The 23,602-nt window shown below is 55.9% G+C and carries 21 protein-coding genes; 10 read left to right on the top strand and 11 right to left on the bottom strand.

The window, feature by feature from the left end:
• Positions 1–60: 60 nt before the first annotated feature.
• The 5 genes from J5067_RS17475 to J5067_RS17455 all read right to left on the bottom strand — a co-directional run bounded on the left by J5067_RS17475 (position 61) and on the right by J5067_RS17455 (position 6,002).
• A complete protein-coding gene (locus J5067_RS17475; protein ID WP_264628665.1) occupies positions 61–462 on the bottom strand; it encodes a biopolymer transporter ExbD in 402 nt (133 codons plus the stop codon).
• Between the two features lie 13 nt (positions 463–475).
• Positions 476–1,162 (bottom strand): MotA/TolQ/ExbB proton channel family protein, encoded by a 687-nt coding sequence (locus J5067_RS17470; RefSeq protein ID WP_264645144.1) that lies wholly within the window; start codon positions 1,160–1,162, stop codon positions 476–478.
• A gap of 78 nt (positions 1,163–1,240) precedes the next feature.
• Positions 1,241–1,999, bottom strand: a complete 759-nt coding sequence (locus J5067_RS17465; RefSeq protein WP_264651647.1) for an energy transducer TonB — start codon at positions 1,997–1,999, stop codon at positions 1,241–1,243.
• A gap of 1 nt (position 2,000) precedes the next feature.
• A complete protein-coding gene (locus tag J5067_RS17460) occupies positions 2,001–3,770 on the bottom strand; it encodes an ABC transporter ATP-binding protein/permease (protein WP_264651646.1) in 1,770 nt (589 codons plus the stop codon).
• A 9-nt stretch (positions 3,771–3,779) separates the two neighbouring features.
• Positions 3,780–6,002, bottom strand: a complete 2,223-nt coding sequence (locus J5067_RS17455) for a TonB-dependent siderophore receptor (protein WP_264627640.1) — start codon at positions 6,000–6,002, stop codon at positions 3,780–3,782.
• 356 nt (positions 6,003–6,358) lie between these two features.
• Here J5067_RS17455 and J5067_RS17450 point away from each other — a divergent pair, with 356 nt between their 5' ends.
• From J5067_RS17450 to J5067_RS17440, 3 genes are read left to right on the top strand one after another with little or no spacing between them, the layout of a single operon-like run.
• Complete coding sequence (locus J5067_RS17450; RefSeq protein ID WP_264645141.1) at positions 6,359–8,746, top strand: heavy metal translocating P-type ATPase; 2,388 nt, start codon at positions 6,359–6,361, stop codon at positions 8,744–8,746.
• 57 nt (positions 8,747–8,803) lie between these two features.
• A complete protein-coding gene (locus J5067_RS17445; RefSeq protein ID WP_264645140.1) occupies positions 8,804–9,016 on the top strand; it encodes a heavy-metal-associated domain-containing protein in 213 nt (70 codons plus the stop codon).
• Positions 9,000–9,344 (top strand): metal-sensitive transcriptional regulator, encoded by a 345-nt coding sequence (locus J5067_RS17440; protein ID WP_319801687.1) that lies wholly within the window; start codon positions 9,000–9,002, stop codon positions 9,342–9,344. The genes J5067_RS17445 and J5067_RS17440 overlap by 17 nt, the downstream gene beginning before the upstream one ends.
• 43 nt (positions 9,345–9,387) lie before the next feature.
• Here J5067_RS17440 and cpxA read toward each other — a convergent pair whose 3' ends face one another.
• The gene (gene cpxA, locus J5067_RS17435) at positions 9,388–10,761 is read right to left on the bottom strand and encodes an envelope stress sensor histidine kinase CpxA (protein ID WP_264645139.1); all 1,374 of its coding nucleotides are present in this window, start codon (positions 10,759–10,761) and stop codon (positions 9,388–9,390) included.
• Positions 10,762–10,777: 16 nt separating this feature from the next.
• The gene (gene cpxR, locus J5067_RS17430) at positions 10,778–11,476 is read right to left on the bottom strand and encodes an envelope stress response regulator transcription factor CpxR (protein ID WP_222159118.1); all 699 of its coding nucleotides are present in this window, start codon (positions 11,474–11,476) and stop codon (positions 10,778–10,780) included.
• Positions 11,477–11,583: 107 nt separating this feature from the next.
• Between cpxR and cpxP the strand changes: the two genes are divergently transcribed.
• The 7 genes from cpxP to aguA all read left to right on the top strand — a co-directional run bounded on the left by cpxP (position 11,584) and on the right by aguA (position 18,525).
• Positions 11,584–12,129 (top strand): cell-envelope stress modulator CpxP, encoded by a 546-nt coding sequence (gene cpxP / locus J5067_RS17425; protein ID WP_264651645.1) that lies wholly within the window; start codon positions 11,584–11,586, stop codon positions 12,127–12,129.
• 384 nt (positions 12,130–12,513) lie between these two features.
• The gene (locus J5067_RS17420; protein ID WP_264645138.1) at positions 12,514–13,701 is read left to right on the top strand and encodes a sugar transporter; all 1,188 of its coding nucleotides are present in this window, start codon (positions 12,514–12,516) and stop codon (positions 13,699–13,701) included.
• A 42-nt stretch (positions 13,702–13,743) separates the two neighbouring features.
• On the top strand, positions 13,744–14,646 hold the full coding sequence (gene fieF / locus J5067_RS17415; RefSeq protein WP_264628697.1) for a CDF family cation-efflux transporter FieF: 903 nt from the start codon (positions 13,744–13,746) through the stop codon (positions 14,644–14,646).
• A 187-nt stretch (positions 14,647–14,833) separates the two neighbouring features.
• Positions 14,834–15,796 (top strand): 6-phosphofructokinase, encoded by a 963-nt coding sequence (pfkA, locus tag J5067_RS17410; protein ID WP_264651644.1) that lies wholly within the window; start codon positions 14,834–14,836, stop codon positions 15,794–15,796.
• Positions 15,797–15,991: 195 nt separating this feature from the next.
• Positions 15,992–16,468, top strand: a complete 477-nt coding sequence (locus tag J5067_RS17405) for a 2TM domain-containing protein (protein ID WP_264645136.1) — start codon at positions 15,992–15,994, stop codon at positions 16,466–16,468.
• A gap of 71 nt (positions 16,469–16,539) precedes the next feature.
• The gene (gene aguB / locus J5067_RS17400; protein ID WP_264651643.1) at positions 16,540–17,424 is read left to right on the top strand and encodes an N-carbamoylputrescine amidase; all 885 of its coding nucleotides are present in this window, start codon (positions 16,540–16,542) and stop codon (positions 17,422–17,424) included.
• Positions 17,425–17,427: 3 nt separating this feature from the next.
• Complete coding sequence (gene aguA, locus J5067_RS17395) at positions 17,428–18,525, top strand: agmatine deiminase (protein WP_264651642.1); 1,098 nt, start codon at positions 17,428–17,430, stop codon at positions 18,523–18,525.
• Positions 18,526–18,591: 66 nt separating this feature from the next.
• On the opposite strand, the gene J5067_RS17390 is transcribed toward aguA, so the two are convergent.
• The 4 genes from J5067_RS17390 to J5067_RS17375 all read right to left on the bottom strand — a co-directional run bounded on the left by J5067_RS17390 (position 18,592) and on the right by J5067_RS17375 (position 23,158).
• Positions 18,592–20,232: an MFS transporter gene (locus J5067_RS17390; RefSeq protein ID WP_264645133.1), complete on the bottom strand. Its 1,641-nt coding sequence runs from the start codon at positions 20,230–20,232 to the stop codon at positions 18,592–18,594.
• A gap of 65 nt (positions 20,233–20,297) precedes the next feature.
• Positions 20,298–21,305 (bottom strand): glutaminase A, encoded by a 1,008-nt coding sequence (gene glsA, locus J5067_RS17385; protein WP_264651641.1) that lies wholly within the window; start codon positions 21,303–21,305, stop codon positions 20,298–20,300.
• A gap of 388 nt (positions 21,306–21,693) precedes the next feature.
• Positions 21,694–22,461 carry a triose-phosphate isomerase gene (gene tpiA / locus J5067_RS17380; protein ID WP_264645131.1) on the bottom strand — a complete coding sequence of 256 codons (768 nt, stop codon included), beginning with the start codon at positions 22,459–22,461 and terminating at the stop codon, positions 21,694–21,696.
• Positions 22,462–22,564: 103 nt separating this feature from the next.
• A complete protein-coding gene (locus J5067_RS17375; RefSeq protein ID WP_264645130.1) occupies positions 22,565–23,158 on the bottom strand; it encodes a YiiQ family protein in 594 nt (197 codons plus the stop codon).
• Positions 23,159–23,602: the final 444 nt, after the last annotated feature.

Raw genomic sequence — 23,602 nt, 5'->3', positions numbered from 1 at the left:
GATGACTGAAATCGAGTCTCGGCAGGCTTCTGTTTATGCTCAGTTAGGCATATTGAGGGGTTAGCGTGCCGTCACAATCGCCACCTTGCTAATGCCCGCGCGCTCAATACTGACCAGTGATTTTGCCACCAGGCCATAATTTACCGTTTCACTGGCGCGCAGTTGTACTTGAAGGCGTTCATTTTCGCTACGCGCCGCGAGCAGTCGCGATTCCAACTGTTCAAGGGGCAGCGGCGTCTGTGCAACGAATAACTGGCCGTTATCATCGATACTGACCACCAGCGGCTGCTGCGTATCGGGCGGTGCGGTGGCCGCTGTTTTCGGCAAATTGACCGGCACGGCGTTGGTGAGCAACGGCGCGGTGACAATAAACACCACCAGCAGTACCAGCATCACATCCACCAGAGGCGTGACATTGATTTCGCTTTGCAATTCCGATGTAGAGTGGGGAGAAAATGCCATGGTAGTGCTCCTGTCAGGACTGTGATGCGAGCTGAGTCGCGGGTGTCAGGCTGAAGCCGTTCTTTTGCACCACATTGTAAAAATCGTGGGCGAAGTTATCCAAACGGGCGACGGCGTTTTTTACCCGACGCAAAAAGTAGTTGTATCCCAGTACCGCAGGAACCGCGACGGCGATACCAATCCCGGTAGCCAGTAAGGCAGAACCGACCGGACCGGCGACGGTTTCCAGACTGGCACTGCCTGCCTGGCTGATACTCTGCAACGCTTCCATGATGCCCCACACGGTGCCAAACAGGCCGATAAACGGCGAAATGGATCCAATGGATGCCATCAAGGCCAGACCGGCTTCCAGCCGTTGGCTCTCGCGTTGAATTTGATGCCGCAGGGCGCGCTCGAAGCGGTCTTGAAAATCGATGGACTGCGCCAGTCCACTGTTGGCGGGGCTATCAACCGCCAGTGAGGCGAGCCCGGCGTGGGCGACATTGGCGGCAGCGCCCATATGCTGGGGGTATTCCCCATGGACATCTGCCAGCGCTTTTGCTTGCCAGAACGCGTGCAGGAAGTGCCGGTCGCGCCGCTTCAGACGTGAAAACTGTACGCTTTTGATGATCACCAGTGACCAGGTGAGGGTGGAGAAGACGATCAGTAACCAGATCGTCAACGTTTCTATGGAATACCCGCTGTTGTTGAGCAGAGTCATTTGTCACCTCGATAGTGTTATTGTCAGGGCGCAGCCAGGTTGCCATGCAGCCCCGGTTAACAAGAGTGCCGGTTGGCACTATTGCAGTTTGAAACTGAGCGGAAAGCTGGCCCAGCTCTCCATCGGTGTTCCTCCCCGGCGCGCCGCAACGAATGACCATTGCCGGACTGCCGCCACCGCCGCCTGATCGAGAATGTCGCGCCCGCTGCTGCGTGCTATCTGGATTTCACCCGGCCGCCCGGATTCCAGCACCTGTACCCGTAGCTGTACCGTGCCCTGCCATTTGCGCTTCAACGCCAGAGCAGGGTATTGCGGCGGTGGGTTATTCAGGTGATCCGCAGTGGCAGACGCTGGCGTAATGGCACCTTCGGATGCCGTTGACGCGCTGGCGGACGCCGGGGCTTCCGTGTTGGCGCTGGCATGACTGCCCGGTGTTGCATTGCTCCGCTCGGCCGTTTGCTGTGGTTCAGCGCTTGGCGCTTTGCGGGCCTGTGCCTTGGCTACCGGTTTTTTCGCCGGTGGCTGCTTCACGGCTTCCGGTGCGGGTGCCTCCTGTGGCACAGCGGCGGGCGTTTGCGGCTCGGGTGGCGGCGTACTCTCTTGCGGTGTCGCTTCTGCCGGTTGCGCGGGTGGAGCCGCTGCGGTTATGCCTGTTTCGGCACTGAGTGCCAGTTCCACGCTGATCGCAGGCGCGGCCGAAGGCGGCATGACCACCGCCGATGTCGCCGATAGGTAATAAATCACCCCCGCGTGTAGCAGGGCCGCCAGCAGGACGGTGACAACCTGCTCGATACGTAGGCGCGTCCCCTCGGATAACGTCACAGTCAGCGTGTTCATATCATTGCTCCCCGATGGTGTGCGTCGTGGCCGTCAGGCAGGCCTGGGCAGACGGCAACGGCGTTGGGTTTTCGACGGTTGAGGGCGATGTCGGCCCCGCGCTGTTTCTGGGCTGGGCAATCACCTGTAATTGATGGTGATGCCAGTGCGCCAGATGGGCATGGTGCGTCACGCTGATCACCGTGGTCGCCGGAAGCGTATCGTGCAGCAACTGATACAGATGGGTTTCGTTGTCGCGATCGAGGGCGGATGTCGCTTCATCCAGAAAAACGTAATCCGGACGCTGTAACAGGATGCTTGCGAAGGCCAGACGCTGCTGTTCCCCACCGGACAGGTATTTGTCCCACGGGTGCACCTGATCCAACGCATCAAGGAGGTGCTCAAGCCTTACTTGCCTGAGCACTTCCCGGCAGTGGGCGTCATCGAATACCCCTGTGGGGTAGCACAGCGCTTCACGTAGCGTACCCACCGGAAGATAGCTTCTTTGTGGGAGAAACAGGCGGGTTCCGCCGGGCAGCGCGATGCTGCCGCTGCCGTATGGCCAGAGTCCAGCCAGTGCACGGAGCAGCGTGCTCTTGCCGTTGCCAGAACCTCCAACAATCATCCAGCGTTCCCCTGGCAGAACGTCGGTATCGGGCAATGTGCAGAGCGTCGAGCCATCGGGCAGATGCAGGTGCAAATCGCGAATACGCAGAATGCCATCGTCGGCAGGGGTAGTCTGAATATCACTGTGTGGTGAATGGCACAGCGCCGCGTCGAAATCACACAGCCGTTGCAGCGCTGCGCGCAGCAATGCCAGATCCTGATAGTTAAACAGGAACCACGAGAGCGCGGTGCGCAGCCGGGAAAAGCCAACGCTCATCTGCATCACGCCGCCAATGGTAATTTCTTTGGCAAAGTAACGCGGGATAACGAACAGATAAGGCACAAAGCTGCTGGCGTCGATGTAGAGCGTCTCGGTAAACGCGACGCGTTTGCTGTAGGTCATCAGGCTGCGCCAGTTGCGACGAATGGCGGCGAAGGCGGCATGCAAGCGCCGCGCTTCCTCGTTTTCACCGCGATAAAAGGCGATTTGCTCCGCGTGTTCACGCACGCGGACCAACTGATAGCGAAAGTCTGCCTCGTAACGCTGCCGCTGGTAGCTGAGTGCGACCAGCGGCCCACCAACCTTCTCCATAATCCACGAGCCGAGCAGTGCATAGGCAATCGCGACCCACAGCATATAGCCGGGAACACGGATATCGTGTCCCCACAGTGACAGCGATAGCGCCCCTGACAGCCCCCACAGGATCACCGCAAAAGAGACGGCGTTCGCCAGATTGCTGAGCAGTCCCAGCCCTAGCGACAGGCTTTTTTCCGCCAACAGGGATAAATCCTCTGCGATACGCTGATCCGGGTTATCCGTCAGCGCCTGACTTTCCAGCCGTTGATAGGCGCGATGCTGTAGCCAACGTTGCAAAAAGATCTCCACCAGCCAGGTGCGCCAGTGCAGGGTAAGCAACTGGGTAAACCATACGCTGAAGGCCTTGCTCAGCACGGAAAGTGCCATCAGTAGCGCCAGGGTGAACATCAGCGTGCTGATGGCGGCATAGTGGAAATCCGCCAGCGCATCGAAAAAGTGACGCTGCCAGTTGCTGATCTCCACGGAGGCGTACACCGTGCCCATTTCCAGCGTGATAATCAGCGCCAGCAATCCGGCGGCGCGCCATTTTTCCGCGCTGCGCCAGTAGCGCAGCAGCAGCGTGGCGGGTGACATGGGTTTGCTCATCATCAGTCAGCGTTAAAATTTGGCGCGCAGCGAAAGCGTGAAGTTACGCGGTGCGCCATAGATGTTATAGGTATTCAGGCCGCCGACGCTCGCGTAGTACTTGCGGTCAGTCAGGTTTTCGCCATTGAGCGATACCGTGAGGTTCTTGTTGATCGGGTAACTGATGGCGGCGTTGAACAAGGCATATCCTCCTTGAGAGCGCTCGTCTGAATTGCCGCGCACGCCGCTGTAGGCGCTGGTTGCGATCAATCCACCGCCGATGCCGAGTCCATCAAGCTGGCCGCCCGCTAAGCGGTAGTGGCTCCATAGCTTGAAGCTGTGTTTGGGCTCACCCAGACTGAAGGTGCCGGATTCGGTGTCATCCTCGAGATAGCGGGTCAGCAGGAAGGTGTAACCTGCGGTAATGTCCCACCCCGGTAACGGACTGCCGCTCACTTCGGTCTCCCACCCTCGGCTGCGCACTTCCCCTGCGGCAATGTAGGAATCCGGGTTGTTCAAATCGACCATAGGGCGATTGATATCATTGATTTGGAACAGTGCGACGGAGGCGTTTAATGCGCCGTCGAAGAAGCTGCCTTTCACCCCGGTTTCATATTGCTTGCCTTTACGCGGGTCAAGTGCGGAGCCATCGGCACGTTGCGCATCTTGCGGGATAAAAATCTCAGAGTAGCTGCCGTAAAGGGAAACCTGCGGTGTCACGGCGTAGATCAAACCGGTGTAGGGGGTGATCTCTCCGTTGGCCGATGACTCTTTGGACCAGGCTGTCGGTGCGGAGGGGCTGATGCTACGGTTGCGAATGGTGAAGTTACTGACGCGACCGCCAACGACCCAGGTGAGCGGATCGAGCAGTTGCAGGCGCGTTTGACCATAGACGCCGCTTTGAATGGTTCGCGTCAGGTTACCGTTGGTGGGGGTAACATCGTATTCACGCACTGCGGACGGATCGAACAGGCTGATGCCGGTTTGCCGCGCGCCAGCCCGGTTATACCCCGCGTACTGATACTCATAGTCATCATAGTTGTAGCCGATCAGTGCCTGATGCTCACGGCCCAGCAGTCGGAAAGGGCCACCCGCGTAGAGATCCAAACCGTAGCGTCGGTATTCACTGTCGAACTGGCGGTTGTACCAATAGCTGACGGTGTGGGTCTCCGGATCCACGCCGGAGGAGACGAAGCTGTCTTTGTAGCCGCTGTCTTTGTCGAGATAGCGGAATTTGCTGGTGGCGGTCCAGCCGTTGTCAAAGCGCTGTTCGATACCCGCAACATACTCCTGCGTGTGGCTGTCGCTCCAGGCCCAGTCAGGCGTTGGATTGAGCGAGCGCGAGACATCCAGCAGCGCACCCGTGGTGTAAGCGGGCAGACCGTAGTAGGGGGCCTTAATGTGGTTAAGCTGATTGGCAAAAGTGACAGAGAGCGTGGTGTCTGGCGTCAGATCGTACTCCAGCACGCCGTAGAACACCTTTTTTTCCTGATGGGTTCGGTCATAGAAGAAATCGCGATCTTGCCAAATACCCACTGCGCGACCGCGTAGCGTACCGCTTTCGTTCAGCGGTCCGGTGACGTCCAGTTCGCTACGATAGTTGTCCCAACTGCCTGCGCTCAGCGTGCCGTTGAGGGCAAAACGGTCACGCGGTTTTTTGGTGACGACGTTGACGGTACCGCCGGGGTCGCCGCTGCCGTTGAGCAGTGCTGTTGGGCCACGCAGGACTTCGACACGGTCGTAGATGGCGAGATCGAACTGCTCCGAACCGCTAAGGCCGCTATAAACCGGCACACCATCGATCGAACTGTTCAAGGCGTAGCCACGCGAGCGATATTGGCTGGTGTCCGTGCCGTTGGGGGTGACCGTTACCCCGGTAACCTGTTGCAGAGCATCTTCGAGCGTAGTGAGGTTTTGATCTTCAATACGCTGCCGGGTAACGACAGAGACGGACTGTGGAATATCCTTTAGCGCTACCGGCAACTTGCTGGCGACGGTAGTTTCCTGCGCGGTATAGGAGGTTGTATCTTCCGTGCGCGCCTGTCCCCAGACGGTAATTCCCCTCAGATTCGCCCCCTCGCTGTCAGCGTCTGCGGGTTGCGTGGTGGGGGTATCGGTGGTGATGGGATCCGCAGCAAAGGCGTTTTCTATACCGCAAGTCAGGCTGGCGACAAAAACTGCCGCCGCGCTTAGTCTAAAATGATGATACCGAAGAGAGTAAGGCTGCCGCCAAGAGCGTGATGCTGAGCGTGTCATGTGTTTTCCCTTATCCAAATTTGTTGTGTGTGAATTCATGGGGTTACAGTGCAAGCCGTCAGCACGATGTCCCTCATTTTTATTTGATAAACCCATAGGGGGTATATTGAAAATCGATCTGATGCTAGAAAGGATAACGGCGTATTAAAAATGATTTTTTTGGATATGGTTTTGTGAAAACTGGAATGATGTTACCTATCATATTGAAATTAATGCATATCTAAATTTTTGCTATGTTTTGCTAATAAAAATACCCTTGTGGGGTATAAAATTCACTGACTCAGGGGTATGTTATCCCCTCACCGACAAGGCAGATATCGAAGCCTTTTAACGGAAAGTCTAAGGATAACAACGAAATGACTAATGGTAGCGATCCTCTCTCATTGCACCTTCCTATCAGCGGCATGTCCTGCGCGGCCTGTGCTGTGCGCCTTGAACGCGTGTTAAACCGCTTGCCGGGGGTGGAGGCTAACGTCAATTTCGCCAGCGAGCGTGCGCGTGTCCGGCTGCAAGGGGAAAGCAGCTCGGTGCAGGATGTGGTCGCGGCGATTCATAAAGTCGGTTTTGACGTGGTTGAACAGACTCTGACGTTGGAACTCTCCGGCATGAGCAGTGAACGCTGCGCTGAACGTATTCAGGCGGCACTTGAAGCCCTGCCCGATGTGCATGCGACAGTGCTGTTTGCCAGCAGCCGAGCCAGTGTGCGCTATCGCCCCGGCGTGGTCAGCCCGGAACAGATGGTGCGTGCGATTGAGCTGGGAGGCTTTCAGGCTCATGTGGTCGAAGGCGGTCAGCGCGGCGAAGAACGTGCACGGCGCGAACGCGCGTGGCAGCGTGAACGCCGAGAATTTCTGATTGCGGCCGTGCTCACTGTGCCGCTGATGGCGGAAATGGGCGGAATGTTTTTCGGCAGCGGGCATCTGCTGCCCGGCTGGCTGCAAGCACTGCTGGCAACGCCGGTGCAGTTCTGGAGTGGACGCCATTTCTACCGTCGCGCCTGGAGCGCGTTACGTAGCGGCACCTCCAATATGGACGTGCTGGTCACGCTGGGAACCAGCGTAGCCTATCTGTTCAGCCTGTTCACGCTGCTGACCACGCCGCACGGTCATCTCTATTTTGAAGCCAGCGCCGCGATCATTACGCTGGTGCTGTTGGGTAAGCTGCTGGAAAGCAGAGCGAAAACCAAAACCGGTGCTGCCATTGAAGGCCTGCTCAACCTGCAACCGCCCATCGCCCATGTGGAAGTGGACGGTGAGATTGAGGATCGCGATGTGGCCAGCCTGCACAGCGGCGATATCTTTGTGGTGCGTCCCGGTGAGAGTGTTCCTGTTGACGGCATCATTCTCGATGGCCTCTCGGAGGTCAATGAATCGATGCTGACCGGCGAGAGTGTCCCGGTAGTGAAAGCGGTGGGTGCCGAAGTATTTGGCGCGACGCTTAACCAAAGCGGCATGCTGCGTGTCAAAGCCACCGGTGTGGGGAGCAATACGGCGCTGGCGCGTATCATTCGTATGGTCGAAGACGCACAGGGCTCAAAAGCCGCAGTGCAGCGGTTGGCCGATAAAATCTCGTCGGTGTTTGTGCCGGTGGTGGTAGCCATCGCGCTGCTTACCTGGTTGACACACTGGTTTATCAGCGGTGATTTGGCCTCCAGCCTGGTGAGCGCGGTGGCGGTGCTGGTGATTGCCTGCCCTTGTGCGCTCGGGTTGGCGACGCCGACGGCGATCATGGTGGGTACCGGGCAAGGGGCGCGGGCCGGTATCTTGTTCCGCAATGCCAATGCGTTAGAGCAAGTACAGCGTTTGCAGGTGCTGGTGTTGGATAAGACCGGCACCATCACGGAAGGTAAGCCTTCGGTCAGTGACGTACTGCCAGAGGCTGCGGTGGCCGACGCTGAACTGCTGCGCGTCGCGCTTTCTCTGGAGCAGCATTCCGAGCATCCCCTCGGGCAGGCGCTGGTGCAGCATGCGCGGGAATCCGGTGTGGAAGCCGTCGAGGTGAGTGGGTTTCAGGCGGTGATTGGCCGGGGGGTAACAGGTGAGGTGGCCGGTGAAAACTGGCTGTTGGGGTCACCGCGTTTCCTGGCTGAAAATGACATCGTGCTCGATCAGGCGCAGATTGCCAAACTGGAAGCGCAGGGAAAAACGGTGATTGCCGTGGCTCGCGCCGGGCTGCTGCTCGGGTACATTGCGCTGGCCGATAAGGTGCGCGACGATGCACGCACCGCGATTGCCGATCTGCAAGGCCAGGGCATCGAGGTCATGATGTTGACCGGGGATAACCCACGTGCGGCGGCGGTGATTGCCAAACAGGTGGGGATCACTAACGTGGTGGCTCAGGTGTTGCCTGAGCACAAGGCGGCGGAGATACAGCGCCTTCAGGCCAGTGGACGCTGTGTCGGTATGGTGGGCGACGGCATCAATGATGCCCCCGCGCTGGCGGCGGCAGATGTGGGCTTCGCCATTGGCGCGGGCTCGGACATCGCGCTGGATACCGCGGACGTGGTGCTGATGCGTAACCGCCTCGATAGCTTGCTGGATGCCATTAGCCTGTCGCGTGCGACGCTCGGCAAGGTAAAACAGAATCTGTTTTTTGCGTTTTTCTACAACGTGCTGGGCATTCCGCTGGCGGCGTTGTCGTTACTGAATCCGGTTATTGCCGGGAGTGCCATGGCGCTCAGTTCGATTTCGGTGCTGAGCAATTCACTGCTGTTACGTCATTGGAAACCGACCCGGCGCGACTGATATCCTGAGCCTTCCGGCTCCGCCCGGTGTCACACAATGTGAAATGGAGAGTATTTTATGTCCTATGCTACAATCAACGTCCAAGGTATGTCCTGCGGCGGCTGCGCCAGTAAGGTCAAGAACGCGCTGGAAGCGCTTAATGGGGTTCAGGGTGTGCAGGTCACGCTGGACACCGGTCTGGTAAACGTGGAGTACAATGAGACAGAAAAAGCCAACCCAGACGTCTTCCGCGACACTGTCGAAGGACTCGGCTTTGACGTCGTCGCGTAAATGCGAGTTTTGTGCCGCTGCCACTGAAGCGGCCAATTCTGCCGATGAACCGGACGTGCGCCGTGTGGTTCAGCCGCGTAAAAAAGCGCTGCTGAACCGGCTCAACCGGATTAACGGTCAGGTTAACGGTATCGGTCAGATGATCGAACAAGACCGTTATTGCGTTGATATCCTTAATCAGATCTCTGCGGCGCGCTCCGCCCTTAATGCGGTCGCCAATCAATTGCTGGCCGATCACACCAACGGGTGCGTGCGTAAGGCGGTATTGGAAGATGGTGGGGAAGAAGCGATAGCGGAACTGTTGCAAGTGATTCAGCGCATGCGCTAGCGGGGCGGCGCAACGCGCCGTACCCCAGGTCGTTATTCTGCGCTTAGCGTTCGTTCAGCGGCAGCCAGATGGTCAGACGCAGCCCTCCTAACGGGCTATCTCCTGCTTTAACCCAGCCTTTATGTTGCGTAATCGCATTCTCCACAATTGCCAACCCTAACCCGGTTCCACCCGATGCCCGATCGCGCGCCTCATCGGTGCGATAGAACGGACGAAAGATTTGTTCGCGATCTTCAGGGTTAACGCCAGGGCCGTCATCGTCAACGTTAATGGTGAGCCCTTGATTATCAACGGCAAAGGCGACGCTGATATGGGTGTTTGAGTAACGCAGGGCGTTGCGCACCACGTTTTCGAAGGCGCTTTCCAGTGCGGAACGGTTACCGAACAGCGGCCAGGGGCCGGGTGGATAAGGCACTTCCAGCGTTTTACCCATTTGCTCGGCTTCAAAGCGGGCATCGTCCAGCACGTCTCCCCACAGCTCGTCGGCTCGGATGTATTCACGCCCCAGCTCGTTCTTGTGCTGGTTGCGCGATAACACCAACAGATCGTTGATCATGCTGTCCAGCCGCTGCGTTTCGGTTTCAATGCGGTTCAGCTCGTTGTTCTCACCCTGGCGACGTCGCAGCAGCGCGGTAGCCAATTGCAAGCGTGTCAACGGCGTGCGCAGTTCATGGGAAATATCAGAAAGCAGGCGTTGTTGCGCAGTAACCATGCGTTCCAGCGCGCTGACCATTTGGTTAAAGCTGACGCCAGTGGCGAGGAATTCTTGCGGCCCGGCTTCCAGTTCGGGGTGCTGGCGCAGGTTGCCTTGCGCCACTTCATCGGCAGCAATTTTCAGCTTCCGCGCGGGTTTTGCCAGGCTCCAGGCCAGCCAAAGCAACAGCGGTGTGCTGATCAGCATGGTGACGATCAGTAACAGCAGCGGGCGGTCCAGCAGCAAATTGATAAAATCGGACTGCGGGCTGTTCGCCATGCGGAGCAGGTAAACCTGGTAATTATCCTCACCGTCGCGCACGGAAAACGGTCCGAGCAGCTCGAGCCGGCCGTAATTTTTCTTCTGCGGATGGTCGGCATTATCGGACTGGCCGATAAAGTTACGCACAATTTGCATTTCGGTTTTTTGCAGCGTACCGAAAATGCGCCCTTCACTCGTGACGAAAACCAGACGTTGCCCCGGCGGTGACCATTTTTCGATCACGCGAAACAGGCGTCGCCACCAAAACAGATCGTTGGGGGGATCGGCGGCAAGATCGGCTTCGATATGCTGCTCCAGCATCACGCCCTGACGATACTCATTTTCCAGCAGCGCCGTCATCTGGCGTGAGTCCAGCTTGGGTAACATCAGCACCAGCATCAGTACCAACGCCAGAGTCAGCCAGAAAATGGCGAAGATGCGCGAAGTCAAACTGTCGATCATGCCGCAGCTACCTATTTTAACTTGTTGAAACCATTAAATAACCGCGCCCGCGCAGCGTCTTGAACCAGGGTTGCCCGTCTTTACGTTCCGGCAGTTTACGTCGCAGGTTGGAAATGTGCATGTCTATCGCACGATCGAACGGCGTCAGACGTTTACCCAGCACTTCCTGGCTGAGATGCTCGCGCGATACCACTTGTCCCAGCCGCTGCGCCAGCAGGTAGAGTAGCGTGAACTCGGTGCCGGTAAGATCCAGCACTTCGGTGTCGAAGCTCGCTTCCTGACGCCCCGGATTGAGACGCAGGCCGTCCACTTCAACGGTCGGCGAACCGTTATCGGTGGTCTGCTGCTGCTCGGTCCACGATGAGCGGCGTAAAATGGCGCGAATGCGGGCCACCAGTTCACGATCGTTAAACGGTTTAGGCAGATAGTCATCTGCCCCCAGTTCCAGCCCCAGAACGCGATCCAGTTCGCTACCGCGTGCCGTTAGCATGATGACGGGCGTCTGATGTTGCTGCCGCACTTCTTTCAAGGTGTCGATGCCGTTTTTCTTCGGCATCATGACGTCCAACAGCAGCAAATCTACCGTACTGTCCAATACGTTTAATGCCTGTTCGCCATCGTGGGCAACGACAACGTTAAAGCCTTCCATTTCGAGCAACTCTTTCAACAAAGCGGTGAGTTCTTTGTCGTCATCCACTAACAGAATCTTGTTCATGATTAGGCTACCTCCAGGGGCAAAATACGTCATAGATCGACGGTATTCCATGACTTTACGTAGTTTTACATCCTCTGACGCATGTTTGCAGCAAGGTGTTTAGACTTGTGTTCATTGATTCACAGATTGGCGCATTATACCGGAGGGTGATGATGCTACGGCGCATAAAAATCTCTCTCATTTCATTGCTGATGTTCGGTGTTGTCAACGCATCAGTAGCCGATAGCGATAGTGCGTCACTGCCCGGTTGGCACCATGGCGATGCAGCCTTGCGAAACGCCATCAGTCAGCGCGGTCTGTTTGACGGTGTGAAACTCACGGAACAACAGCGTCAACACATGCGTGACCTGATGCAACAAGCAAGGCAAGACGCGCCCGTGCTGCACTTAAATGATATAGAAAAAATGCACACTTTGGTGACCGCAGAAGAATTTGATGAAGCGGCCGTCAGAAAACTGATTTCACAGTTGATGCAGGCGCAGGTTGAGCGCCAGATAGAAATGACACGTGTGCGCAATCAGATGTATAAATTGCTGAATTCAGAACAAAAATTAGTTCTCGAACAGCGGTATCAACAACGAATGAACGAGATGCGGCAGCAGTTATCCCAGGCTGAAGCATCCATGTCCCCCCTGTGGGGGGCAGAACAGTGAACCGAATCCCTGAGTAACCCTGTAGTGAGTAGTGTGTAGTGAGAGTAGTAAGAAGTTGATTTCCTTGCCATAGACACCATCCCTGTCTTTTGCCCGTCATGATGACGGGCTTTTTTTTTGCGGTGTTTTAGGAAAAGGCTTTCAAAAACAGTGGGGTGTTAGGGAGCGAAACGCCGGATAAAACCGGTGAATTCATCCTGTTGATCGGTGATTGCACATAAAGTGACACCTAAAATCCACGCTGTTCTTCGCTTAACTGCCTAAAAAAAGTACCACAACCCGCCTCGATTCAGCGTAAAATGTGATCTGCTTTGCAGATTTTGGTTGGCGCGACGCGCTGCCGATTTTCTTTCTACGTTGTTGATACCTGGTAGTGTGCAGCCCATGACCCTTTCATCCCGTTCGATAGCATGGTTTCGTGTTATCAGCCTCGCTATGGCGGCCTTTATTTTTAATACCGCTGAATTTACGCCCGTTGCCCTGTTGTCCGATATTGCCGTCAGTTTTTCGATGAGCGCCGCACAGGTCGGGTTGATTATCACGATTTATGCCTGGGTAGTGGGCACCATGTCGTTGCCCTTTATGCTGGTGTGCAGCGATATGGAACGGCGGGGATTGCTGATCAAGGTATTTATCCTGTTTGCCGTGTGTAACATTATTTCCGGTCTGGCCTGGAATTTCTCGGTGCTGGTGGCGGCGCGTATCGGCGTGGCGCTGGCGCATGCCATCTTCTGGTCGATCACGGCCTCGTTGGCGGTGCGTCTGGCACCTCCGGGCAAGAAAGCGCAGGCGCTGAGCCTGCTGGCAACCGGCACTGCGCTGGCAATGGTGCTGGGCCTGCCGCTCGGTCGTCTGATCGGGCAATACATGGGGTGGCGTGTCACCTTTAGCGGCATTGGCGTGGTGGCCTTCGCGATTCTGCTGGTGTTGATGAAACTGTTGCCGCCATTGCCCAGCAGCCACTCTGGCTCGCTGAAAAGTCTGCCATTGTTGCTCAAACGTCCGGCGCTGCTGTGCATTTATGCGCTGACGGTACTGGTGGTGACGGCCCATTTTACCGCTTACAGCTATATCGAACCTTTCGTGCAGCGGGTTGCCGGATTAAGCGAAAACTTCACCACCGTACTGCTGCTGATTTTTGGCGGTGCCGGTATCATCGGCAGCATGCTTTTCAGTCGCTACAGCAACCGCTATCCAGCGGGATTTCTGGTGGCCAGCATCGCGGCGTTGCCGTTGTGCATGGCGCTGTTGCTGCCGATGGCAAAAAACCCATTGGGATTGTCCATCGTCTGCGTGCTGTGGGGCATCGTCATCATGGCGCTGAGCCTCGGCATGCAGGTAAAAGTCCTGGCGCTGGCCTCGGATGCCACGGATGTTGCCATGGCACTGTTCTCTGGCATCTATAATGTGGGTATCGGCGGCGGTGCGCTGTTGGGTAATCAGATCATTACGCATGTCGGCATGAACGAGATTGGTGTCGTCGGGGCTGCGCTGGGCGGCGTTGCGCTGCTGTGGTGCCTGTTCATTTTTCGGCGCTATGCGCTGGTGTTTAGCCATGCTGTAATGAAGTAATGTCATGATCGGATAAGATGCTTTGTTGAGGCGAGGTGCGTGATGGATTCGCAGTATGCGCGTTTGGTAACGCGCGCCGCAGTGGTTGCGACAACCGTGGCGCTGTTGTTATTTATCATTAAAGTCTTCGCCTGGTGGTACACCGGCTCGGTCAGTTTACTGGCCTCGTTGGTGGATTCACTGGTGGATATCAGCGCGTCGCTGGTGAACCTGCTGGCCGTACGTTATGCCCTTCAACCCGCGGACGATGAGCATGCTTTCGGTCATGGCAAAGCAGAGTCTCTGGCCGCGATTGCGCAGAGCATGTTCATTGCCGGTTCCGCGTTGTTCCTGATTCTAACCGGGTTCCAACGGCTGAGTGCGCCGCAACCGCTGTACGCCCCAGAGGTGGGGATTGTCATCACGGTGATTGCTCTGGTGTCAACGCTGCTGCTGGTGGCTTTTCAACGTTGGGTAGTACGCAAGACGCAGAGTCAGGCGATACGCGCCGATTCGTTGCACTACCAGTCCGATGTATTTATGAACGGTGCCATTCTGGTGGCGCTGGTCTTAAGCTGGCGCGGCATCACCTACGCCGATGCCCTGTTTGCGTTGGGGATCGGGGTTTATATTCTCTACAGCGCGCTGCGCATCGGCTATGACGCGGTGCAATCGTTGCTGGATCGCGCGTTGCCAGAAGAGGAGCAGCAGGCCATTGTTGCGCTGATTCGCGGCTGGCCGGGCATTCATGGCGCACATCAACTGCGCACCCGCCGATCAGGGCCGACCCGTTTTATTCAACTGCATCTGGAGATGGATGACACGCTGCCGCTGGTTCGCGCACATGAGGTTGCGGACGCTCTGGAACGGGCGCTGCGTGAGCGCTTTCCCGGTGCCGATATTTTGATTCATCAAGACCCTTCCTCGGCCGTGCCTGAAGAACAGCGCGGACGGATTGAGGTGTGATCCAGCCTGTATTTGTTTGAGAAATGTGATAGAAAATGGATTGTGCGGCATTATTTTGCCTGACCTGAATCAATTCAGCTCGGGACATTTGTTATAATATGCTTAAAAAGGTGAGCGACGATTCGCCACGGCGATCCGTCAGATAGAAACATCCTGCAAAACTACATCTACAAGTCCAGAGGTTGTCATGATCAAGAAAATCGGAGTATTGACGAGCGGTGGCGATGCGCCAGGCATGAATGCGGCGATTCGCGGCGTAGTACGCGCGGCGCTGACGGAAGGTTTGGAAGTCTACGGTATCTATGATGGCTATCAGGGCTTGTACCAGGATCGCATGGAGCAGTTGGACCGCTACAGCGTGTCTGATGTTATCAATCGCGGCGGCACCTTTTTAGGGTCGGCGCGCTTCCCCGAGTTTCGCGACGATCATGTGCGTGAAGTCGCGGTTCAGAACATGAAAAACCGTGGTCTTGATGCGCTGGTGGTGATCGGCGGTGACGGTTCCTATATGGGTGCCAAACGCCTGACTGAAATGGGTTTCCCGTGTATCGGTCTGCCGGGCACCATCGATAACGATGTGGCGGGCACCGACTACACCATTGGGTATTTCACCGCGCTGGAAACCGTTCTGGAAGCCATCGACCGCTTGCGCGATACCTCTTCTTCTCACCAACGTATTTCCATCGTGGAAGTGATGGGACGCCACTGCGGCGACCTGACGCTGGCTGCGGCAATTGCCGGGGGCTGTGAGTTTATCGTATTGCCGGAAGAAGAGTTTAAACCTGACGATCTGGTGTGTGAAATCAAAGCGGGCATCGCCAAAGGGAAAAAACACGCCATCGTCGCCATCACTGAACACATCTGCGATATCGACGAACTGGCGCGCTATATTGAAAGAGAAACCGGGCGTGAAACGCGCTCAACGGTGCTGGGCCACATTCAGCGCGGCGGTTCTCCGGTCGCCTATGACCGTATTCTGGCGTCGCGTATGGGCGCGTACGCCATTGAACTGCTGCTGCAAGGTTACGGCGGTCGCTGTGTTGGCATCCAGAATGAAAAAATGGTGCATCACGATATCATCGATGCCATTGAGAACATGAAACGGCCCTTCAAGCTTGATTGGCTGGAAACGGCGAGAAAGCTGTTCTAACGTTAGCATCATGTGGTGTTTAGTCATCAAAGCCATCCCGCCGTATGACGGCAGGGTGGTTTTTTTCTTGATGCGGCAGTCTGTCGGGAGCGTGTCAGGTTGCTGTCAGGTCGCTGTCGTGTTCGCGGCAGCCGGGTGGGCGTAGGTTGAGGCTGTGTTTCATTCTGTGAAAAAACAGCCATGAGGAAAACAACCATGAATACCAATCCGATCAAAACATTACGCCTTGCCCGCGCCTGGTCTCAGGAACAACTGGCAGAACTCTCTTCTTTAAGTGTCAGAACGGTTCAGCGCATCGAGAATGGTGAGCGTGCCAGCCTGGATACGCTCGGTGCCATTGCCGCGGCGTTTGGCGTGAATGTTACCGAGTTGATGACGGAAGAGAGCGAGCAAACCCTGAGCGGAGAATCGCTTGAGCTGCGCGTTCAGGCAGCAAAACGTCAGGTGCGGCAGGAGAGTCGTTTCTGGCGCTCGCTTGTGGTTTATGTTGTGGTCAATCTGGTGCTTTTTGTGGTGAACCGAATGACATCGCCGGGTTCCCACTGGTTCCTGTGGCCGCTGCTGATCTGGGGCGGTTTTCTGGCGCTGAATGCCGTGAAGGTGTTCTGGCTGCGCGATCGTTGGCAGCGCTGGGAGCAGGCGCGTGTACAGCGGGTGCTGCGTAAGCCATAATAGGTCGTACACATTAACGGGTTGGGCTGGCGCACAGCCAGCGTTTATAGAGAGATAATAGAGGTCTTCGCATGACAAAAGTGACCGTTGCCGCAACGCAGATGGCGTGTTCCTGGGATCTGCCCAAGAATATTGAGAATGCCGAAAAACTGGTGCGACAGGCGCACGCCAAGGGTGCTCAAATAATCCTGATTCAGGAGCTGTTCGCCGCACCTTACTTCTGTATCGATCAGAGTCCTGAGCACTATGCACTGGCGCAAACGCTGGAAATCAGCCCGCTTATCAAACACTTCTCCGCACTGGCGGCAGAGCTTGAGGTGGTATTGCCGCTCAGCTTCTTTGAGCGCGCCAATAATGCCTACTACAACTCGCTGGTGATGATCGACGCCGACGGCAGCGTGCTGGATGTGTACCGTAAAACCCACATCCCCAATGGCCCGGCGTATCAGGAAAAGCAGTTCTTTATCCCTGGCGACACTGGCTTCAAGGTGTGGCAAACCCGTTACGCCAAGGTCGGCGTGGGCATCTGCTGGGACCAGTGGTTCCCGGAAACCGCGCGCAGCCTGGCGTTGCAGGGCGCAGAGCTGATTTTCTACCCTACCGCGATCGGTTCTGAACCGGCTTACCCGGATATCGACAGCCAGCCGCACTGGACGCGGGTGCAGCAGGGCCACGCGGCCGCCAATCTGGTGCCGGTGATTGCCTCTAACCGTATTGGGACTGAAGCGAGCAAATATATCGATGGGCTGGAAATGACCTTCTACGGTTCCTCTTTCATTGCCGATCAAACCGGTGCGCTGTTGGCGCAGGCGAACAAAACGGATGAAGCCGTGCTGCTGCACACCTTCGATCTGGAAGCGATCGCCGCGCAACGCGCCAGTTGGGGGCTGTTCCGCGACCGTCGTCCGGAGATGTACACGGCGCTCGGCACCTCTGACGGCAAGACCCGGAGATAATCGATGTCACCTTCGACTCTCACTTCAACGCCGCGCCAGGATGGCTTTTTTATGCCCGCCGAGTGGGCACCGCATGATGCGGTGTGGATGATTTGGCCCTATCGCTTGGATAACTGGCGCAATAACGCCTTGCCTGCGCAGCAGACGTTTGCCGCAGTAGCACAGGCGATTGGTCAAAAGACGCCGGTGATCATGGCTGTGCCAGCGCAGCAGATGGCGCAGGCGCGTAGCCTGATGCCTGCAACGGTGACGCTGGTTGCGATGGAAAGCGATGACGCCTGGATGCGTGATACCGGCCCGACCGTGGTGCTAAACGGTAACGGTGAGCGCCGGGGTATCGACTGGAAATTTAACGCCTGGGGCGGTGAACTGGGCGGGTTGTACGACGACTGGCGACAGGATGAACAGGTGGCGCAGCAGGTGCTGGCGCACCACGGCGATGCTCGCTATGCGGCACCGCTGATTCTGGAAGGCGGCTCTATTCACGTTGACGGTGAAGGCACGCTGTTGACCACGGCAGAATGCCTGTTGAACCCGAACCGCAATCCTCATCTGAGCAAGGCTGAGATTGAGCAGTTGATGCGCGACTACCTCAATATTTCCACCGTTATCTGGTTGGAAGAGGGGGTGTACAACGACGAAACTGACGGTCACATCGATAACATGTGCTGCTTTGTACGTCCCGGTGAAGTGGCGCTGCACTGGACGGATGACGAAAACGATCCGCAGTATGCGCGCTCCATCGCGGCGTATCAGGTCTTATCCCAAGCCCGGGATGCGCAAGGGCGTGCTCTGAAGATCTGGAAGCTGCCTGCGCCGGGTCCGCTTTATGCCACGGAAGAGGAAGCGGTGGGCGTTGCTTCGGGTGATGCGATTGAACGTTTAGCCGGTTCGCGTCTGGCGGGTTCTTACGTGAATTTTCTGATCAGCAATCAGCAAATTATCTTCCCGTTGTTGGATGCGCGTACCGATAATACGGCGCGTGATCTGCTGCAACAGATGTTCCCGGATTACGCCATTGTGGGCGTGCCAGCGCGTGAAATTCTGTTAGGCGGTGGCAACATTCACTGCATTACTCAGCAGATCCCGTCAGTTCGTTAAGCCGGTTTTTCTATCAGCAAAAAGGCTCCGGTAACAACCGGAGCCTTTTTCTTATCTGACAGTGACCTATTTGGTCGGTTCTTTATCCAGATTATCCGCAGGCAGTTCACCAGGCAGATAGCCGGGCAGTCGGCCTGCCGGGATAATCGCCATCATGGACAGGAAGGCCATGATCAGCAGACCAAACTTCAGTGCCTTCAGGCGTGATTCCTCATTAACGCGCACCGCTTCGGCCACTTGCTCCGGCGTTGCCGTGGTTTGCGACAGCACGGTGAGCAGACGGTCATTGCTGATAAAGTTAATATTATCCAGATTCACCTGCGCCTGAATTTCAGGGGTCAGCACCGGGGTTTGCACAATGTTGCGCATCACGCTGGAACTGAGCAATCCGACCAACAGCGCACCGGCCACGGCGGTACCAATCGCATTCGCCAGATTGTTGGTGGTGCCGCGCAGTGAGCCGACGTCACCTGCCAGCTCTTTCGGTGAAGCACTCACCAATACGTTAAACAGCAGGGTGACCAGCGAGCCCTGACCAATGCCGAACGCCACCAGCCCAAACAGCACCGCAAATTCGCTCCAGTTGTTACGCACCACGAAGGCGAGCCACAGCAGCGAAAGGGTACAAATAATAAAGCCATAACGACCAATCTTTTGCGGCGTCAGCTTGTGGTAAAAGCGCACGATAAGCGTTGCGGAGAAGAATACGGATAGGTTGAATGGCATCATGGCGATGGCGGTTGCCAACGGCGTGCTGCCCTGCACAATCTGAATGTAGAGGGGCACGGAAAAATTCAGCATCGCTTCCAGTGCGACCACCGCAAACATGGCGACCACAGCAGCTCGCTCCGTGGGCGAGGTAATCACTTCCAGCGCCAGCAACGGGGTTTTGCCCTTTTCTTTCACGCGTCGAGTCCAGACCACAAAGAGCTGACCGAGTACGATACCCACTACGATCATAAAGGGGGCCGGAGAGAAGCCAAGCAGGTCAAAAGGTGCAGCGTCCCGTACCAGACCCATTCCCCAGCGGTTGAGGTTGTTGAAGCCGAAAGAGAGCAGAATGATGGAGGTTGCCGCCAGTACCACGCCGATAATATCAATGCTGACTTCCGGTCGGCCCTTATCCGCTTTCATGCGAAAGCTGAGAATGAAAATGACGGCGGACAAGACGATCAGCAGACCGAACGCCGGACGCCAACCGATATAGGTACCCAGCACGCCGCCAATTAAAAATGCCGCCACACCCGCACCGGCGCGTGCAGAACCCAGCGTACCGAGCGCGGTGGCTTGTTGTGCTCCGCGATAATTCTCCGCAATCAGTGCCACCAGTGCGGGTACCAACGCTGCTGCCGTCAGGCCGCTGAGGGCCTGTGCACTGATCATGATGGTGGCGTTCGGGCTGAACGTCATCATCACCTGAGCGACACCGAACAGCAGCACGGTGGAGCGAAATATGATCAGTGGGCCAAACCGCTGGTTGAGTTTTGCGCCCAACATAACGAAACCGGCGACGGACAGCGAATAGACAACGATACCCGTTGCAATGGTGGTGGGCGGCACATTGAAGCTGTTCACCATGCCGCCCAGCGCGACGGGGAGCGAGGCGACGTTGAATGACATCAGAATCTGGGCGAGTGCGATGGTGATCATCGGTACCCATGACGCCTTCTCATCTGTCACTGTGTGCGGTGTTGATTGATTCACCATAATGGTTATCCCCTTATTATCCTTGTCTTTTTGTGAGTTTTACGTCGTTAGTGTGGTAGCGATGATCAGCTTTTTTCGGTGTAAGGTTCGGAGACGAACATATCCATACCCAGACTGCGGGAGAGAAAGCGTGCGGCCAATTGGCCTTTGACGCTGTTGCCCGCGCCGTCAAGCAAGGGCGCAAAGGTGCCTAAACCGCCCTTACCGGGCGAGACCGTGACGATACCGCCGCCAATGCCGCTCTTGCCGGGGAGGCCAATATCGTAGAGCCAGTCGCCGGATGTCTCATACAGCCCGGCGGTGACCATCACGGCCAGGGCGTAATGGCACACGTCATTGTTGACCACGCGATCGCGGGTGACGGGGTTGACACCACCATCGGCCAGGGTCGCCCCCATCACCGCCAGATCGCGCGCGCTGATGTTCAGTGAGCATTGGCGGGTATACAAATCGACGGCAATGGCCGGATCGCAGCCGAGCCGCCCGTAGCTGTAAAGCAGATTGGCGATACCGCGATTGCGGAAATTGGTCTCACAGGCGGATTGATACACTTCCTCGTTAAGGGTGAGTTCTCTGCCCGCGAAACCGCATAACCCGCTGTAAATGAAATTCCATTTTTCGTCGCTGGTATTGCCGGGGATCAGGCTGGTGGTGGCGATTGCCCCTGGGTTCACCATCGGGTTGGTGCGGGCGTCTGCGGTAAATTCAACGGCCGTGACAGAGTTGAACGGCATACCGGTACTGTTTACGCCCAGCTTTTCGCGCGCGACGCGGGCACCCAGTGCCTGACACACCAGCGCGAAGACGAAGGGTTTCGATACGCTCATGATGGTGAATTCATAATCCACATCACCCACGGCGTGTACAGCACCGTTGGTACCGACCATACAAATGCCGTACAGCGCGGGAGGCACGCGTTCGAGTGCAGGATAAACTTTAGAAACGACGCCCTCGTGGTTCTGCCCAAAACGCTGGTGGGCTTCTTGTATCAATCGCGTAACGGTGTCCTGGTCCGGCAGATGCCCGGTCGAAACATAGGGGCTAAAGGTATTGCTGGGATCGTCAAAGGGCATGGTGATATCTCCGTAATAAACCGCTATTTTCCTTACTTATCAATTTAATAGGGGCATCATTGAGATGCTTCTTCCCTCTATAGAGCGTAGTACAGCGCGGCATGATGATTACGGTTTGATTTGAGACGCATGCGCCTTAGGGTAAAAGACAGGGTTTATATAAAATAATAATTATCAGGTAATTTAAGATATTTAATCCTGTAAATTTGGATTTTTTTTTTAAAAAATAAAAGTTTTAATTTAGCAACGTGAAAAATTCACTGCGAAGTATTTAATTACTGGCGTGAGGCGGGGTAAAGGTTTCAGAAAAAGAGTACAGCGAGGGACGGGGATAAGAGAATAAAACAGCGTATCCGTAACACGGATACGCTGTGGCAGTATTACTGCATTATGCGCGTTTGGCTTCTGCGGCGGCTTTTACGATCACGGCAAAGGCATCGGCTTTCAGTGAAGCGCCACCTACCAGTGCACCGTCGATATCCGGCTGCGTGAAGAGTTCAGCGGCGTTGGCAGCGTTGACCGAACCACCGTACTGAATGATGACCTGATCGGCGACCGCCTTGTCCTGTTTGGCGATATGGTCACGGATAAACTTGTGCACCGCTTGTGCCTGAGCAGGGGTCGCTGATTTGCCGGTACCAATAGCCCATACGGGTTCGTAGGCGATGACAGTGTCGTTGAATGCCGCTGCACCCAAGGTGTTCAATACGGCATCCAACTGACGGGCCACCACGGCTTCGGTTTCGCCAGCTTCGTTTTCGGCTTCGGTTTCACCGATGCACAGCACGGGGATCAGCCCGGCTTCTTTCAACACGCCAAATTTTTTCGCAATGAAGGCATCGCTTTCTTTGTGGTAGGTGCGGCGTTCGGAGTGGCCGATGATGATGTATTTTGCACCGATGTCTTTCAGCATGGTGGCAGAGGTTTCGCCCGTGTAGGCGCCGGACAGGTTAACATCGACGTTCTGTGCGCCGAGGGCAATGCGGCCACCGGCCAATTGATGATTTGCCTGATCCAGATACAGCTCGGGCGGCGCGATGGCGACGTTGCAGCCAGTCACGGTGCTGAGTTCTTTACGCAAACCGGCGATCAGCTCAATAACCATGTGCGTGCTGCCGTTCAGCTTCCAGTTACCCATTACTAATGGATGACGCATCTTTTTTCCTCCGAATAGGGATAGCAAGTAATTTTATTTTTCAGACAGTATAGAGACCAAACCCGCGAGAAGCTCGGATTTTCATCACTCAATGCCAGCGCGATCACGGTTCAGATAGCGTTAGCTTAATCGGTTCAACAGCGAATGTTATCCCTTTTTCCCCATTATCTGCCACTACATATCGCAATGCGCCTTCCGTTTGTTGGTAAAAGCCCTGACGTTTGCCGATATCCAGCAATTCCGTGACTTTCTTGCTGCTTTGTTCCTCTGAGAGCGAGGGGATGAAATGGCGCAGCAGTGCGGCCATATACTGGATAGCCTGCGCGCGGCGTGCGCCGGTTTCAGGATCGCCCGCCAGAGGGTGGTAGGTAAGCTGCATGGTTTTTATTTTGCCGGTGCCTCGCTCCAGGGCGGTTGAGGCATAGAGTTGGGCATTGATTCTGCTCGCAGCCCGCGTCAGCGGTCCGGCGGGCTCGCCGGTATCCACCGCGCGGAATTCACCTATCGGTAATGAGGGGTTGCTGAGGTTATAGCGCGTGCGAAATTGTGGAATAGTCTGGTCGAACGTTGGCGCGTCGGGCAGCAGGTAAGGTGCCACCGTGGCGTCTTTTGACGGCATAAGGGGTTGCGCGTGAACCTCCGGTCCAGACGTCAGTAGAAGCAGGAGTAACGCTGGGGCAACGAGTCGTATAGTCATAGTTCCGCTATTGAAGTGTTACGTTTTCAAGAGAGAGCGTTGCCAGAGCGGGATCGGCGGCACTGACAACGGGCGCTTGTCTGATTAAAGCGGGATTTGGGCGCGATTGTCAAAAGGCACGTGCTGGCACACCCTTGTCGATCCCTTCTGTCAGCAAGAGGTACTCACCTTTCGAATAAAGGCGTCGATGAGAGAATATACAATACCTTTTCTTTGTTAGCGTTATATTACGCATTGTTGTTTATTTGTGGTTGTAGGGTGAATAAATATTATCAACCAAAATGAGAGGTTATTAACAGTATTTAAAATATTCGCAATAATGTATCACGGTATACGTAAGTGGCAATTTCTCTTGATATATAACCCGTTAGCCAGTGTGTAAATTATATCGGTTTCAACATAATAATATAACGTATTGAGGGGAGAGAAATGAGAGTAAAATCA

This window comes from Candidatus Symbiopectobacterium sp. NZEC151 (assembly GCF_025962655.1).
Lineage (GTDB): Bacteria > Pseudomonadota > Gammaproteobacteria > Enterobacterales > Enterobacteriaceae > Symbiopectobacterium.
This window is presented reverse-complemented; position numbering and strand designations above follow the sequence as displayed.

Excerpts from the sequence above, each read along its gene's own strand:
- pfkA (WP_264651644.1), top strand. The coding sequence starts at position 14,834 with ATGATCAAGAAAATCGGAGTATTGACGAGCGGTGGCGATGCGCCAGGC.
- J5067_RS17445 (WP_264645140.1), top strand. The coding sequence starts at position 8,804 with ATGTCCTATGCTACAATCAACGTCCAAGGTATGTCCTGCGGCGGCTGC.
- J5067_RS17460 (WP_264651646.1), bottom strand. The coding sequence starts at position 3,770 with ATGATGAGCAAACCCATGTCACCCGCCACGCTGCTGCTGCGCTACTGG.
- aguB (WP_264651643.1), top strand. The coding sequence starts at position 16,540 with ATGACAAAAGTGACCGTTGCCGCAACGCAGATGGCGTGTTCCTGGGAT.
- fieF (WP_264628697.1), top strand. The coding sequence starts at position 13,744 with ATGGATTCGCAGTATGCGCGTTTGGTAACGCGCGCCGCAGTGGTTGCG.
- J5067_RS17455 (WP_264627640.1), bottom strand. The coding sequence starts at position 6,002 with ATGACACGCTCAGCATCACGCTCTTGGCGGCAGCCTTACTCTCTTCGG.
- J5067_RS17450 (WP_264645141.1), top strand. The coding sequence starts at position 6,359 with ATGACTAATGGTAGCGATCCTCTCTCATTGCACCTTCCTATCAGCGGC.
- J5067_RS17470 (WP_264645144.1), bottom strand. The coding sequence starts at position 1,162 with ATGACTCTGCTCAACAACAGCGGGTATTCCATAGAAACGTTGACGATC.
- tpiA (WP_264645131.1), bottom strand. The coding sequence starts at position 22,461 with ATGCGTCATCCATTAGTAATGGGTAACTGGAAGCTGAACGGCAGCACG.
- J5067_RS17465 (WP_264651647.1), bottom strand. The coding sequence starts at position 1,999 with ATGAACACGCTGACTGTGACGTTATCCGAGGGGACGCGCCTACGTATC.
- J5067_RS17375 (WP_264645130.1), bottom strand. The coding sequence starts at position 23,158 with ATGACTATACGACTCGTTGCCCCAGCGTTACTCCTGCTTCTACTGACG.
- cpxA (WP_264645139.1), bottom strand. The coding sequence starts at position 10,761 with ATGATCGACAGTTTGACTTCGCGCATCTTCGCCATTTTCTGGCTGACT.
- aguA (WP_264651642.1), top strand. The coding sequence starts at position 17,428 with ATGTCACCTTCGACTCTCACTTCAACGCCGCGCCAGGATGGCTTTTTT.
- J5067_RS17420 (WP_264645138.1), top strand. The coding sequence starts at position 12,514 with ATGACCCTTTCATCCCGTTCGATAGCATGGTTTCGTGTTATCAGCCTC.
- glsA (WP_264651641.1), bottom strand. The coding sequence starts at position 21,305 with ATGCCCTTTGACGATCCCAGCAATACCTTTAGCCCCTATGTTTCGACC.
- J5067_RS17390 (WP_264645133.1), bottom strand. The coding sequence starts at position 20,232 with ATGGTGAATCAATCAACACCGCACACAGTGACAGATGAGAAGGCGTCA.
- cpxR (WP_222159118.1), bottom strand. The coding sequence starts at position 11,476 with ATGAACAAGATTCTGTTAGTGGATGACGACAAAGAACTCACCGCTTTG.
- J5067_RS17405 (WP_264645136.1), top strand. The coding sequence starts at position 15,992 with ATGAATACCAATCCGATCAAAACATTACGCCTTGCCCGCGCCTGGTCT.
- J5067_RS17475 (WP_264628665.1), bottom strand. The coding sequence starts at position 462 with ATGGCATTTTCTCCCCACTCTACATCGGAATTGCAAAGCGAAATCAAT.